We start from the raw sequence: 14025 nt of genomic DNA on the forward strand, positions 1-14025 counted from the left end.
TCGAGTGATCCATGCTTGAGACCGCTGTTGCCCGCCCATTGTCACGATCATTACCTGAGCTGGTGGCCGGCTTCGCGTTGCTGACCTGTTTAACCGCCTTATCGCTCGATGCCATCTTGCCCGGTCTGCCGGCCATCGAAGCGGAATTTGGCGTCAGCACCACCGACACGCAGCTGGTGGTATCCATGCTGGTATTGGGCATGGTGTTTGGCGAGCTGGCGTTTGGTCCCTTGGCGGATGCCTATGGTCGTAAACCGGCCATTATGATGGGTCTGGGTATCTTTATGGTGGGCACATTGATGGCCATTCTGGCCACCAGTTTGCCGATGTTGCTGGTCGGTCGGATGATTCAGGGCATCGGTGTGGCCGGTCCGAAAATTGGTACCCGGGCGTTGATCCGCGATCAGTTCTCCGGCGATGCCATGGCGCGCATTTTTTCCTTTGTGGTGATGCTGATCATTCTGGTGCCGATGGTGGCACCGGCGTTTGGCCAGTTGGTTTTGGTCATTGGTCATTGGCGCGGCATTTTTATTTCCTACGCGGTGCTGGCGTTGATCGGCGCCACCTGGTTGGTGTTGCGGCAACCGGAGACGCTCCCTCAGGATCGACGCATCCCATTGGTGTTTGGGAAACTCGCCACCAACACGGCCTTGATCGTTGGTCACCCCAAAGTGATGGCTTACACCGCGGTGGCAGGCTTGGTGTTTGGTTGTCAGGTCACCTATCTGAGCACCGCTCAGGCCATTTTTAGCGATCTCTATAATGCCGGTACACGCTTTGCGCTTTACTTTGCCATTCTCGCGTCCGGCATTGGCCTGGCGTCGTTTACCAACGGCCGTTTGGTGATGAGATTTGGCATGCAGCGCCAAATCATCACCGCTTTGGTGGGCATGATCGTGTGTTCGGCTGTGTTGTTATTGCTGTCCTGGCTAGGGAGCGGTCACCCGTCATTGCTGACGTTTTTGGTGTTGGGATACGGCCTGTTTTTTTGTGTCGGTTTGGTGTTCGGCAATATCAACGCACTGGCAATGGAATGGCTGGGGCGAGTGGCCGGACTCGGTGCGTCGGTAATCGCATCGGTATCGAGTTTGATCTCCGTGGGTGTGGCGTTGCTCGTTGGGCAGTTCTACAACCAGACGCTGTATTCCCTGTCTCTGGGTTATCTGGGCTGCGCGGTTCTGGCATTAGTGCTGGTGTTATTGGCCAGAAGTGTCTCGGCGGAGGCAGTGTGATCACGATCAGCCTCAATAGAGTGTTTGGCTAATGACTTCTGTCGGGTTGAGGCATTGTGAATGGGCCGCATTAACGCTCGTCTGACATCACCAGCGCGGCATTGAGGTAAGCATGATCAAATTGGCGAGTTTTTCCTTGTTGACGGAAACGGCGATCGAGCCAAGTTTTGATTATCTGACGGATATGACAAATTTCGCCGAGTGGTTTCCTCAGGTGATCCGCATTGTCGAAAAGGACGATCGTCACATTGGTGTGGGCAAAACCTGGTTGGAGGACGTTAAAGTCCCAGGTCAGGGTATCCAGCCGGTGGCCGTTTCGGTGGTGGATTACCAGCCCAATACCTATTTCGCCACAGAAGGCGAGCTCGATGGTATTCAACCGCGCATGGAAATACGTTGGTCGACGGCACCCAGTGGGCGGACCAAAATTGACTGGCGGTTCTACAGCCGTAATACCCGTTGGACGTTACGGTTGTTGTCACCCTTGTTGCGCAGTGTGATGGGTAAACGTGCCCGTCAGGCTGAACGTCAGTTGCAATACAAATTAACGGCGATGCAAGCAAGCGCCGACTAGCGGCGCTTGCTGACGGCCGAGCGGCAATCGACTCAGACTTCCTGCGCCGTCGGGCGGAACAGAATTTCGTTGATGTCGACGTCTTCTGGCTGACTGATGGCAAAGGCCACAGCCCTTGCGAACGAGTCGGCCGGAATGGCTACCGCCTCATAAAACGCCTTCATGCCTTCGGCCACTTCTGGCGCTTTAATGGAGTCGTTTAACTCGGTCGCGACAGCGCCCGGTGACAGAATGGTGCTGCGAATGTTGTAGGGCGTCATTTCCATGCGCATGCCTTCGGAAATGGCGCGCACGGCGTGTTTGGTGGCGCAATATACGATACCCGGGGGCAACACTTTGTGCCCGGCAACCGATGACACGTTGATGATCTGCCCGGACTTTTGCTTCTGCATGTGTGGCAACACTGCCGCAATGCCGTACAAAACCCCTTTGATGTTCACATCAATTTGCTGATCCCATTCATCGACACGCAGTTGCTCCATGGGCGCTTGCGGCATGATGCCTGCGTTGTTGATCATCACATCGACCCGGCCGTGCGATTGGATCGCCGCCTTGACCAGTGCTTCGACTTGATCACGCTGCACCACATCGGTGGTCACCGTTAGCACATGGCCGCCAGCGTTGTTCAGTTCATCCGCCAGGGCTTGCAGACGCTCAGTACGGCGTGCGCCCAAGACCAGTTTGGCGCCTTCTTGGGCCAGCAAACGGGCGGTGGCTTCGCCCAAACCGCTGCTGGCGCCGGTAATGACGACGACCTTGCCTTCAATGTTGTTGCTCATGGCTCTGTACCTCAGATAGTGAATCGTTCGCTGGTGATCAGCGTGGAGCCTAGTCTGGTTGTTAACGCGTTGGGCCGCGATTGGCATTTCTCCAGCATTTCTGCCTTTTTCTACAAAAAATGAAAAATAACAGTGTTTAAGCATGGGAATATCAGTTTAATCCTGTAGATTTCCGTAAATAGGATTTGTTGGATTGGAGTGGTTGTCATGTACCCTAACACTGTTTTCACGCCGCAAGCCGTGCAACTGATTGACGATCTGGTGCACACACCGGGCTTTACCAAAACGCCCCTGCCAAACGTGTCGCTGGTTTATGGCCGAGTGAAAATCGACAAAACGCCGCTGCTCTATGAACCGAGCCTGGTGATTCTGGTTCAAGGCCGTAAAACCGGTTACCTGGGTGACCGAGTGATTGAATACAACCCCGGCCAGTATTTGGTGCAAACGCTGCCGCTGCCGTTCGAGTGTGAAACCCACGCCAGCGAAGAAGAACCGCTGTACGGCCTGACCGTTCGCTTAGATCCGGCGCTGTTGAGTGAGCTGGTGACCGCGATGAACCGACGCAGGCAGCGCTCAGGTAACGAAAAACCCATTCCCATGGCATCCGTGCCGATGACGTCGAGCATGGCCGATGCTGTGCTGAGGCTGCTGGGTGCGTTGCACGACCCGGCCGAATGCGAAGCCATGGGCGAAGCGCGCATGCGAGATTTGGTATTCGAAGCACTCAAAGGGGAGCAAGGCCCTGCTCTGGAAGCCTTGGTGCTGAATCAGGGGCACTATGCCCGCATCGCTCGGGTTCTTTCAGAATTGCACGCAGGCTTTACCGAAGCGCCGAGCGTTGAGCAACTGGCCAGCCAGGCGAACATGAGTGTGTCGTCGTTCCACCAGCATTTCCGTGAAATCACCCGGACCTCACCGGTGCAATACATCAAACGCCTGAAACTGATCAAAGCCCAGCAACTGCTCAGCCAGGACGCCCTCAACGTCAACCAGACTGCCCAGGCGGTCGGTTACCAAAGCCCAACGCAATTCAGTCGCGATTATAAAAAATACTTTGGCTTGTCGCCGTTGCAGGCGCGCAAGGTGCTCGGTGGGATGGTGATGAGTGCCTGACGACATCGGGACATTGCAGGTTAAACTGCTTATTGGTCCAATTCCCGTACGATAAGGAGCAGATTTTGAAGCCAAAACACATAGGGATTTTGTTGGGTGTGCTCTATGGCGCTTCATTTCGGCTGTTTTTTATGTGGCTTGTTAGCGCCATTGATGCCGACCTAAACGCGGGAGTGGGTTGGTTGGTATCGATTTCTTTTCTGTGTGGTGTGCCCTTCGCGATTGGCTATATCCGCATCCACTTTGAGTTACAACAAAACCCCAGTCTTCCACGCAAACGTATGATCATCGTGGCGTGGCAGCCGATCTTTATTTTTCTGCTGGCCGCGTTTGTGACTTTTATTGAAGGCACTATCTGCATCGCTCTGGCGCTGCCAGCCTTTATGTTGCTGTCGAGTCTTGGTGGTCTCTTGGCTGGCTGGGTGCATCGGGTTATGTTTCAGCGGAAGAACGGTACCTTGTTATCGGTCGCTGTATTGCCGGTAGTGATTTGGCCGCTGGAAATTCAATTGCCGTCCATGTCGCAAACCTATCAGGTGCACAATGAGATTGTTATCGACGCGCCGGCCGATGTTATATGGCGCCAGCTCGCCAGCGTCACCGTTATAGAAGATGGGGAATTACCGCTGTCGTTTAATCAGCTGATTGGTGTTCCACGGCCGGTTGAAGCGCGTATGGATGCCAGTGGTGTCGGTGCGGTACGAACCAGTTATTGGGAAAAAGGTGTGGTCTTTAAGGAAGTTATTACCGGCTGGGAGACTAATCAGCGAATGGCTTACGACTTTGACATTGACCCAGAAAAAATACCGGACGAAGCATTGGACCCCCACGTTAAACTGGGCGGTGAATATTTCTCACCGCTGAACGGTGAGTATAGGATCAGTGAAAACAGTCAGGGTGAAACGGTTTTGCATCTGCAAACCACCTTGGTCGATAACACAAACTTTGGCTGGTATTCCCGACTCTGGGGTGAAATTATTTTCCGCGACTTTCACCGGTCACTCTTGGTGTTGATGAAAAACAGAGCCGAAGCCGCTGCCTCGGCTTAAGGCCTATTTAAATGCAGATTGCTCAGGGGGATGTTATGGAATTTGCCATCAGTCCAGACGACCAGACTTTCCGACAACGGATGGAACGGTGTGACATTCCGGTGGCTGATTTTAACCACCGCGCGCATCTTCGTTTGGCGTATATCTATCTGTGTGAAAGCGACCCGGATACCGCCACCGACCAAATGCGCGAGACGCTGAATCAATTTCTGATCCACCATCAGGTTGATCCTGCCAAGTTTCACGAGACGTTAACCAAAGCCTGGATATTGGCGGTGAGACATTTTATGAATAAAGCGGGCAGCGCGACTTCAGCGGATGACTTGATTGATCGTTATCCTCAAATGTTGGATACACAAATCATGTTGACGCATTACACCAAGGAACGTTTATTTTCTGAACCCGCGCGTAAGGCATTTATTGCGCCAGATATTGAACGCATTCCCTAGCAAAACGGGCTGCATGGGAATGCGCCTTACCCACCGATTCTATAATCTGAATTCGAACGGACCCAGGTCTCGAACCGGCAAATTATCATCATCGCGTTGTCGCACCCGCCAGGCATTCACCACCAGTTTAATCTCGCCGTTGTCGTCTTTATTAAAACTGGCCGTCATAAAGTGTTCGGTCGTTCTGTCCGTCCAATAAGCCGAGAGCGGCCACCCTTTGCGAGTGCTTACCGTCTGGTTTGAATTGGGTTCGATGGATTGCCTTGTCCAGCCAGGGATATTAATGGAAGGGTGAGGAAATTCGACCGGTTCACTTTCCGGCGTCTCGTTCGCCAGACTGCTGCTGATATGCGTCAGGTTAGACATGGGAGAGGAAATCAGTTCGATGAGTTTGCCCTTTTTAGGGCCTAGTGTTGCGGTTGCCACGCGGCCGAAATGCACGTCACCACTGAGCATAACAATGGTGTGCCCGCTGCTGCCCAGCGCTTCAAGTAAGGCCGTGTATTGATCGGTATAACTGAGCAGGTTGCGTTCGGCTTCTGGCTTAACGAGCAGTGGCTGAGACATCACCAGCACACCGGGTCCTGTCAGCTTTCGAGCCCAACGATCGAGTTTTTCGAATTCAGCCTGAGGTAGAAAACCGTGTTCGTCACGTTCGGTGCGGACATCGGCCAGACAAAACGACAGTTCGCCGACATCAAAGGTTTCAATCCGCTGCGTGGCCTGAACTTTTTTTACTCCATCGAGCGCCGCTTTTTTCCAGGTGTTGCGGATGTAGTCGATGCGTATGGCCAGCAGGTAGGGGTTGATGGTGTCGTAAAACGGGTAGTCGTTCCAGAACTCGTGATCGTCCGGCAGCATCCAGGTAGCGCCGTGAGTGAAGACATCGCTGAGCAGATCCCAGTGTCGGTAATAATCGCCCGCCACTCGATCGCGGATTTCAGAGGTCACCGGTGACAGTGAGTCGATACCGATATCCAGATAAACCTGATCGCCGGTTAGAAAGCTGATGTCCGGCTGCACGCTGGAGTGCCCGCGTGTATAGAGTGCCCGATAGGCGCCGGCCGCCTGACCACCATCGCGATCGTCGTAGTAGCAACTGCCGAAGGCAATGGTGAATGGTTGATTGCTGTCGGTGGGCAACTGCGCTGGCAGCGTTTTAAACTGGCCGGATTTTAGTAACTGTTTTTGGGTGTATTCACGGTAGATGGCTTGCGGCTGCCGAGAAAACGACACCTGGTACTGAACGCCAGGCTCAAGGCCGGTAAATTCAACGATGTGATAGAAGCGTTTATTGACGTATCGGAAGGGTCGCTTCCATTCTTTGAGATGGATTTCTTGTGCTGGAAACGTCCCGTTAGGACCGGTCACTTCAACGTAGGCTTTTTCCGGTTTGTGCAGATCGGGGTGCAGTGTGCCGACCCAGATCTGCGCGCTGGTTTGCGAGACGCGTAATATCACTAAAGACCAGTCGCGACTGGCCGTATTTGCTATTGTCATGGTGCATTCCCTTAGTCATTCATATGTCCCATCAGGGTGATCCTTCACGATGAGGGGCTGTCAGCGGGCTGATAAAATAAAAGGTATCAAGTTTTTTTAATGGTAATAAGACGAATGTTTGTTGGATTTTGTATCACAGTGGAATAATCAGATGACTGAGATAATCAGCCTAGAGTGAGTAGTATCATGGCCGGTCTGATCGCTATGACATGCACCGTCACTGGTTTTTGTGAGTTGTCATTTAACACTATAAAGACGCCCGATGGACGAATTACCTTTCTACGTGACCCATTTGAGTCGGCGAATAATTGCCAAGGTCGTGGATGTACTCTTGGCTTTAGCCCCATCGGCAATACTGCTATGGGTACTTGAACCCGATCAGACGGCTGCTTATCTGTCGGGTGGACTCTGGGTTTTCCTGATCTTAATTGCCGACGGACTTAATGGTCAGAGTCTTGGTAAACGCTTGGTGAGTATTCAGGTCATAGCGAGAAAGAGCTTGAAGCCTTGCGGACCGATTAGATCCATAGTGCGAAATAGTTTGTTGTTTCCTGTTCCTGTCGTGCTTGATTATCTGCTGATCTTTTTATTCGATCGCAGGCTCGGCGATTTGGTGGCCGGAACCTATGTCAAGCACGTTCCCTACTTTGAACCAGAGTCGGACTGATACAGCGGTCGCGACCGTTCAGACGGGTTGTCGGGTGTATTGAGAGTTACACCCGCATCTCGATACCGTTTTCTTGCATCACCGTTTTGGCTTCACGGATGCTGTATTCGCCAAAGTGGAAAATGCTCGCCGCTAACACCGCATCCGCGTGACCTTCTAATACGCCGTCAGCCAGGTGTTGCAGGTTGCCAACACCGCCACTGGCGATGACGGGAACGCGCACTGCATCGGCGACGGCACGGGTCAGTTCGATGTCGAAACCGGTTTTAACGCCGTCGCGATCCATCGAGGTAAGCAGGATTTCTCCGGCGCCGTAGTCGTCCATTTTTTTCGCCCATTCAACCGCATTAATGCCGGTGGCGTTGCGACCGCCGTGGGTGAAAATTTCCCAATGGTCGCCGACTTTTTTTGCATCAATGGCGACGACGATGCATTGCGCACCGAAACGTTGTGAAGCCTCGCGTACGAAGTCGGGGTTTTTGATCGCCGCGCTGTTGATGGACACTTTGTCGGCGCCGGCATTGAGCATGGTACGAATGTCGTCGAGCGTGCGAATACCGCCGCCTACCGTAAGTGGAATAAACACCTGGCCGGCGATGGCGCTGACCGTGTCGACCATGGTGTCACGCCCTTCGTGGGTGGCGGTGATGTCGAGCATGGTGATCTCGTCGGCGCCTTGGTCGTTGTAGCGTTTGGCGACTTCTACCGGGTCGCCGGCATCGCGGATGTTGACGAAGTTAACGCCTTTGACAACGCGACCGGCGTCGACGTCTAGACAAGGAATAATCCGCTTCGCCAGACCCATGTTATTTCGCTCCCGTCTGTTCGTCGCAGTAGGCCTGAGCGGCACGCACATCGAGTTTGCCTTCGTAGATAGCGCGGCCGGTAATGGCACCGAGCAACCCTTTATCGGCGACCGTGCACAGACGTTCGATATCATGGATGTCGGTTACACCGCCGCTGGCAATCACCGGAATGCCGCCCGCTTGCGCGACTTCGACCGTGGCTTCGAGGTTAACACCCTGCATCATGCCGTCGCGGGCGATGTCGGTGTAGACGATGGCAGACACGCCAGCGTCGGCGAAATCGCGCGCTAGGTCGGTGGCTTTCACTTCACTGACATCCGCCCAGCCTTCGGTGGCGACGAGGCCATCTTTGGCGTCGATACCGACAATGATTTTGCCCGGAAATGCACTGCAAGCCTCGCGCACAAAACCCGGATCTTTAACCGCGGCTGTGCCAATAATGCACCAGCTCACGCCGGCTTCGACGTAGGCTTCAATGATGTCGATGTTGCGAATGCCACCGCCGATTTGAATCGGCAATTGCGGGTAGCGGTGGGAGATCGCTGCGACGACCTCGGCGTGCATTGGTTTGCCTTCGAAGGCGCCATTGAGGTCGACCAAATGCAGACGACGACAGCCGGCTTCCACCCAACGACCGGCCATTTCAACCGGGTCAGAACCGAAGACGGTGGCGTCTTCCATGCGGCCTTGTTGCAGGCGCACGCACTGGCCGTCTTTTAAGTCAATGGCGGGGATGATCAGCATTGGAATTCCTCGTTACGGTGCCTGGTGAGCGGCGCTTAGGGTTGGCCGTTCCAGCGTACAAAATTATTCAATAACGTCAGGCCAGCGGGAAAACTTTTTTCCGGGTGGCACTGGGTCGCAAAGATGTTGTCGCGATAAATCATCGCCGCGAACGTGGCGTCGTAGTCGCAGGTGGCGGCGGTGTATTCCGGGTGCGCATCGGCGTAGTAGGAGTGTACAAAATAGAAACGATCGCCGCTGTTGATGCCGGCTAATAAGGGGTGGTCGACTTTCAGTTCGACGTTGTTCCAACCCATGTGCGGCACTTTCATCGGTAGCCCGTGTGCGTCTACGGCGCCATCGCGGAAACGACGCACTTCACCGTCAAAATAGTTCATGCAATCGATGCCGTTATTTTCCAGGCTGTGTGCCAGCAGCGCTTGCATGCCGACGCAGACGCCGAGCAAGGGTTTGCCGTCGCGTATCGCTTCATCAACCAATCGATCAACACCCTGACGACGAATTTCGGCCATGCAATCGCGGATGGCGCCGACGCCGGGCAGTAAAATCCGGTCGGCTTCACGAATGCGTTCGGGGTTGTCGGTGACTTCGATATGAACGTTATCGGGTGCAACGTGTTCCAGTGCCTTGGCCACCGAATGCAGGTTGCCCATGCCATAGTCGATCACAGTCAGCAGTGTGGCGCTCACGTTGCCCTCAATCTTCAAAAAGTGATGGTGTTAGCCGGGCGCGGTGCCCGGCAGACTCAGGTTGGCTTAGAGCACACCCTTGGTCGAAGGTGTCACGCCAGCCATGCGTTCGTCAGCCGACAGCGCCATGCGCAGCGCGCGACCGAAGGCTTTAAAGACGGTCTCCACCTGGTGGTGGGAGTTTTCGCCTTTGAGGTTGTCGATGTGCAACGACACCTGGGCGTGGTTGACGAAACCCTGGAAGAATTCGCGGAACAGATCGACATCGAAACCGCCGACGCTGGCGCGGGTAAAAGGCACGTCGTAAAACAGGCCTGGACGACCGGAGAAGTCGATGACCACGCGTGACAGTGCTTCGTCGAGCGGCACATAGGCGTGGCCGTAACGGGTGATGCCTTTTTTGTCGCCCACCGCTTTGGCCATGGCCTGGCCCAGGGTGATGCCGATGTCTTCGGCGCTGTGGTGGTCGTCAATGTGGTTGTCGCCCTGACATAAAATGTCCAGATCGATCAGGCCGTGACGGGCAATCTGATCCATCATGTGTTCGAGAAATGGCATGCCGGTATCGAATTTGGCCTGGCCTTCGCCATCCAGATTAATGCTGACACGAATGCGCGTCTCGGTGGTGTTGCGTTCGATCGTCGCCTGGCGACTCATAGGACACTCTCGAATTACGAATTGGGTCGACGGGTACAGGCGCGTGCGTGCCTGCTTGCGAGGCGCCAGTATATCGGTATGCTGCGCGCCAAACCACCCATGGAGACGGTTATGCCAGTCACTGTGCATCCGCTGACTCATCCCAACGAACGCGATCTGGCCGAATTGCAGCGGTTGGCTGTTGAGCAGTCCCAGTGCGCTTCCTATCGCAACGCCTGGCAGCGCTGGCAGGATGATCCGGCGTCGGTTGATCTGCAGGTGGCCCGTTTCAACGAACGCATCGTGGCAGTGGCGCTGGTGCGGCAGGGCGTGATTGTGGGTTTTGCGGTGCGGGCGGCTACGCGCGGGCGAGGTGTCGGGCAGCGCTTACTGACGGTGTTGATGGCCGATCGCGATTATGACGTGGCTGATGACCTGAACACAGTCACGCGCGACTTTATCGCACGCCATCGTCCAGCGCCGCGTTGAAAGGCACCACCACAGCCTGGTTTTTACCCTGACTTTTGGCGGCGTACATGGCCTGGTCAGCCTGATTCAGTAAGGCATCGACGGAGCGTGGCACGGTGTCGCGGTCGAGTTCAATGATGCCGACCGAACACCCCAAACGGCGTTCGCTGGGCAACTTGAGCGATTGGCCCGTGAAGCGTTTCAAGGTTTGTTGCACCGCTTTGGCGGTGCCGAATTGTTTGAGGAGCCGGCGGCAGAATTGCTCTACCTGTTCGCCGGTTTGACCGGGGAACAGGATGACAAATTCATCGCCACCCAGGCGTGAAACCAGATCTTCAGCGCGGCTGTGTTCATCCAGTGATTTGGCAAACCCCTGTAACACCTGATCGCCCAGATTGTGACCGTAGTGATCGTTGAGGTATTTGAAATTATCCAGGTCGAGAAACGCCAGGCAGAATCGGTAATTCGAGTGTCGGCGGGTGCGCGATAACTCTTCTTCCAGTCGTGGGTACAGCGCCTGGCGGTTGATCAAACCGGTGAGCATGTCGGTGGACGACAAGTATTGCAGCTCGCGCTCATGCATCAGCCGCTGAATGGCCGCTGCCAGTTGCGCGGCCAGCATGGCGGTGGTGCGTAATACCGATTCTTCAAACCCCTGTGGGTCACGGGTCATTAATACCAGGTCGCCAAAGTCGTGCTTGGGCAGACTGATGGAATTGATGTACAACGAGCCGGTTTCAAAGCCTTCCATATCCAGATCGCGCAGGTTCAACAGGACCCGGCCGCGCGTTAACTTGTGCATCGCCATGACCTGATGCAGCCGTTCGGCGCTGATGTCATCCAGGCCGTGGCTGTGGAAGGTGGGCGACATATAGGCCAGAGGGCGCAGCTCAATGGCCACATAATCGCAATCAAGATGAGCACTGAGCTGGCGCACCAGTGTTTCGGTCAGGCGGCCTGCGTCTGTGGCGGCGTTGGCCTGAGCGCTCAGGTGCGACAGTAACCGGGTATCGCGCACCCGTTGCTGCAATTTCTCGACTTCACCTTCCAGTTCCGCCGAACGCAACAAGGCGACCACATCGACCGGTCGGCTGGTCAACGCATTGGCGGCGGTGACCTCGTGGTTGAGCCAACTGATGTGCTGGCTTGGCTCGCCTTGAGCGTGGCGCACGATGTCGAGCAAATAGGCCGGTAACTCGAGCTGGCTGTCGATTTGAGCTTTCAGACGATCGGTCAGCAAAGACTGCGCAGCGCTGTTATGTTCGGCTCGGGCGAAATGCAGCGATAAACAGGAATGCAGCAGCTCACCCTTGGCACTGAGGCTGTGGTGGCGATGATCGATCTCGTGCAGTGTGCGCTGCGCCAACACGCTGTTGCCCTGATAGTAACGGCACAACGCCTGGTGCAATAACAAGTCATCCAGGGTGTGATAGGGCAGGCTGCGGAACCCACGGCTGCGGCACAGCCGAATCGCCGTGCCCAATAATCGATCGCACTCCGCCAGATTGGCACCGACAAAATAAGCCCAGGCCAGGTTGTTCAGCGTAATGGCAACCTGGTGGTAGTTGGTCGTATGTTGCAAGCGTTGTAAGGCTGCCTGAAAGGTATCGCGCGCGGCGGATAACTCCTGTTGATTCAATCGCAGCCATCCTAATGCGCTGAGCAGCGGCACGTCGTGGCTGGGTGAGTCGAGTTTTTCTGCCAGGTGCAGCGCCAAATACAAACAGCGCAATGCTCTGTCTTGACGGCCGATGCGCGAGGCCAGTGTTGCCATGGAATGCAATATCTTGATGGCGGCCACTTTGTTGTTGAGCTGCCGCGCCCAGCGCAGGCTGCGCACCAGCGCTTTGCGCAAGAAGGTCAGTTCACGCGGGCTCAGGCTGGCGGCCCAGCTGACCTGAGCAAAACGAAAGGCGTATTGAAAGTCGTCATTGCGTTCCATGGGCAGTAACGCTTCCAGGCGGTGCTGGCTGGTTTCCGGCAGGCGACGGTGTTCTTGGCCGTAGAGCATGGCTTGTAACAGCAACCACTGACGCTCACGCAGCAACCAATCTGCGTTTTGCCGATCCACACTCTGCAGCGCCGACTGGGCGTGCTTGATCATCTGCCAGGCGTCGCCTAACCGATATTTATGCAGGCCACACCAGGCCAGGCGTAGGTAGGCGTCGAATTGCCACAGCGCATCACCTTCTTGACGCGCCAGCTCGAGCAGCTCATTTAAGGCGGTGATCGCGCCGTTGTAGCGGTCGCTGTAGAACAAAGCCTCGGCTTCGAGCAGCAGTAAATCGTAGCGATGGTCGTTGACCAGAATGATCTGACGTTCATCGAGCATCTGGTTGATCTGGTCGCACAGACTGAGTGTTTCTTCATGACACAACAGCGCGTGGTTTTGCAGGGCTTGCTGAATCAGCGTGGGAATGCTTTCGCTCTTGATCGGGTCCAGCAGAGGCCAGTTGGGCATGCTGTCGTTGCTGGGCGGAAGGTCGATCAGCCAGCCCACCTGACTGACCGCATGACCAGGCGGGGCTTCCTGGACGGTGCTGTCCGCCAGCGGTAACTGATCGGCATCGTTAGCGACCAGAATCATGACTTTGGCCGCCAGTGTCGGGCGTTGCCGGCCAAGCCACTGTTGCAAGGAGGCACTGGCCCAATGACCGCCAGTCAAGGCGATCAATACCGGGCGTTCTTCCGTCAGAGCGGCCAGCAGGCGGACCAAATCGTCACCCAAACTCAATGACTGTTGAATGACGTGATCTTTGAGCAGCAGCGGTGGTCGTCGCAGATAATGATCGACCAGCAATTGACGCCAAATGGTGCGATTGGGCGGGTAGATGTTGAGTTCGGCAAACCAGTTATCGAGATCGGATGGCCCGCGTTCGCTGTATAACCGGGCCACGGCATCCGTCAGCGGGTAGTAGCCATAAAAAGCCGCATCCGGGCCCAGCTGATAATGAAAGCGTCGTGGTGTTGGATTGGGATGAAAGCCGTCGACCAGACTGGCCAGGCTGGCGCCGTTGGCATCGGCAAACAGCAAAATTTGTCCCTGCCCGCGGGCACTGAGTTGCCAGGCATTATCCAGCAGTCTGAGCGGGTACTTCTGATCCATCTGGCACACCGGTCTCGGATGAACGTCCGAGTATAAACCAAAGCGGTGTGGTGCGAACTTCGAGCAGTCCTCAGTTAAATCAATAGCATCTGCACTGTTTTGGTTCGTGTTTTTACCGATAAGCTCGATATTGGTGCGCTATAATTTTGAGAAGCCCCGAAATCGTGCATTAAATCCCTGCGTTCAATGGCCTGCTTCTTGCGTACAGCTGCC

Annotated in this window: 14 protein-coding genes; 7 read left to right on the forward strand and 7 right to left on the reverse strand. The window is 55.2% G+C overall.

Annotated features, from left to right (window positions below; all coding sequences use genetic code 11):
• The first annotated feature begins 11 nt into the window (after positions 1-11).
• The gene (locus tag BGP77_RS09615; protein ID WP_108164532.1) at positions 12-1232 is read left to right on the forward strand and encodes a multidrug effflux MFS transporter; all 1221 of its coding nucleotides are present in this window, start codon (positions 12-14) and stop codon (positions 1230-1232) included.
• Between the two features lie 112 nt (positions 1233-1344).
• Positions 1345-1806, forward strand: coding sequence for an SRPBCC family protein (locus BGP77_RS09620; protein ID WP_108164533.1), 462 nt, complete (start codon positions 1345-1347; stop codon positions 1804-1806).
• A gap of 32 nt (positions 1807-1838) precedes the next feature.
• On the opposite strand, the gene BGP77_RS09625 is transcribed toward BGP77_RS09620, so the two are convergent.
• A complete protein-coding gene (locus BGP77_RS09625; RefSeq protein ID WP_108164534.1) occupies positions 1839-2585 on the reverse strand; it encodes an SDR family oxidoreductase in 747 nt (248 codons plus the stop codon).
• 207 nt (positions 2586-2792) lie between these two features.
• Here BGP77_RS09625 and BGP77_RS09630 point away from each other — a divergent pair, with 207 nt between their 5' ends.
• The 3 genes from BGP77_RS09630 to BGP77_RS09640 all read left to right on the forward strand — a co-directional run bounded on the left by BGP77_RS09630 (position 2793) and on the right by BGP77_RS09640 (position 5196).
• The gene (locus BGP77_RS09630; RefSeq protein ID WP_108164535.1) at positions 2793-3698 is read left to right on the forward strand and encodes an AraC family transcriptional regulator; all 906 of its coding nucleotides are present in this window, start codon (positions 2793-2795) and stop codon (positions 3696-3698) included.
• A 65-nt stretch (positions 3699-3763) separates the two neighbouring features.
• Positions 3764-4747: a hypothetical protein gene (locus BGP77_RS09635; RefSeq protein ID WP_199224249.1), complete on the forward strand. Its 984-nt coding sequence runs from the start codon at positions 3764-3766 to the stop codon at positions 4745-4747.
• Between the two features lie 35 nt (positions 4748-4782).
• On the forward strand, positions 4783-5196 hold the full coding sequence (locus BGP77_RS09640) for a hypothetical protein (protein ID WP_108165931.1): 414 nt from the start codon (positions 4783-4785) through the stop codon (positions 5194-5196).
• Between the two features lie 39 nt (positions 5197-5235).
• Here the strand turns inward: BGP77_RS09640 and BGP77_RS09645 are convergent, their stop codons facing one another.
• Positions 5236-6696: a hypothetical protein gene (locus BGP77_RS09645; RefSeq protein ID WP_108164537.1), complete on the reverse strand. Its 1461-nt coding sequence runs from the start codon at positions 6694-6696 to the stop codon at positions 5236-5238.
• Between the two features lie 262 nt (positions 6697-6958).
• Here BGP77_RS09645 and BGP77_RS09650 point away from each other — a divergent pair, with 262 nt between their 5' ends.
• Positions 6959-7363 (forward strand): RDD family protein, encoded by a 405-nt coding sequence (locus BGP77_RS09650; RefSeq protein ID WP_108164538.1) that lies wholly within the window; start codon positions 6959-6961, stop codon positions 7361-7363.
• Positions 7364-7409: 46 nt separating this feature from the next.
• Here the strand turns inward: BGP77_RS09650 and hisF are convergent, their stop codons facing one another.
• The 4 genes from hisF to hisB form a co-directional block, all read right to left on the reverse strand.
• Positions 7410-8168 (reverse strand): imidazole glycerol phosphate synthase subunit HisF, encoded by a 759-nt coding sequence (gene hisF / locus BGP77_RS09655; protein ID WP_108164539.1) that lies wholly within the window; start codon positions 8166-8168, stop codon positions 7410-7412.
• Position 8169: 1 nt separating this feature from the next.
• Positions 8170-8913: a 1-(5-phosphoribosyl)-5-[(5-phosphoribosylamino)methylideneamino]imidazole-4-carboxamide isomerase gene (gene hisA / locus BGP77_RS09660; RefSeq protein ID WP_108164540.1), complete on the reverse strand. Its 744-nt coding sequence runs from the start codon at positions 8911-8913 to the stop codon at positions 8170-8172.
• A 35-nt stretch (positions 8914-8948) separates the two neighbouring features.
• The gene (hisH, locus tag BGP77_RS09665; protein WP_255414354.1) at positions 8949-9602 is read right to left on the reverse strand and encodes an imidazole glycerol phosphate synthase subunit HisH; all 654 of its coding nucleotides are present in this window, start codon (positions 9600-9602) and stop codon (positions 8949-8951) included.
• Positions 9603-9668: 66 nt separating this feature from the next.
• Entirely contained in the window at positions 9669-10259 is a 591-nt protein-coding gene (gene hisB / locus BGP77_RS09670; RefSeq protein ID WP_108164541.1) for an imidazoleglycerol-phosphate dehydratase HisB, read from the reverse strand.
• Positions 10260-10370: 111 nt separating this feature from the next.
• Between hisB and BGP77_RS09675 the strand changes: the two genes are divergently transcribed.
• Positions 10371-10727 carry an acetyl-CoA sensor PanZ family protein gene (locus BGP77_RS09675; protein ID WP_158269336.1) on the forward strand — a complete coding sequence of 119 codons (357 nt, stop codon included), beginning with the start codon at positions 10371-10373 and terminating at the stop codon, positions 10725-10727.
• On the opposite strand, the gene BGP77_RS09680 is transcribed toward BGP77_RS09675, so the two are convergent.
• Positions 10696-13812 carry a GGDEF domain-containing protein gene (locus BGP77_RS09680; RefSeq protein WP_108164543.1) on the reverse strand — a complete coding sequence of 1039 codons (3117 nt, stop codon included), beginning with the start codon at positions 13810-13812 and terminating at the stop codon, positions 10696-10698. The genes BGP77_RS09675 and BGP77_RS09680 overlap by 32 nt on opposite strands.
• Positions 13813-14025: the final 213 nt, after the last annotated feature.

Source organism: Saccharospirillum sp. MSK14-1, assembly GCF_003054965.1.
Lineage (GTDB): Bacteria > Pseudomonadota > Gammaproteobacteria > Pseudomonadales > Natronospirillaceae > Saccharospirillum.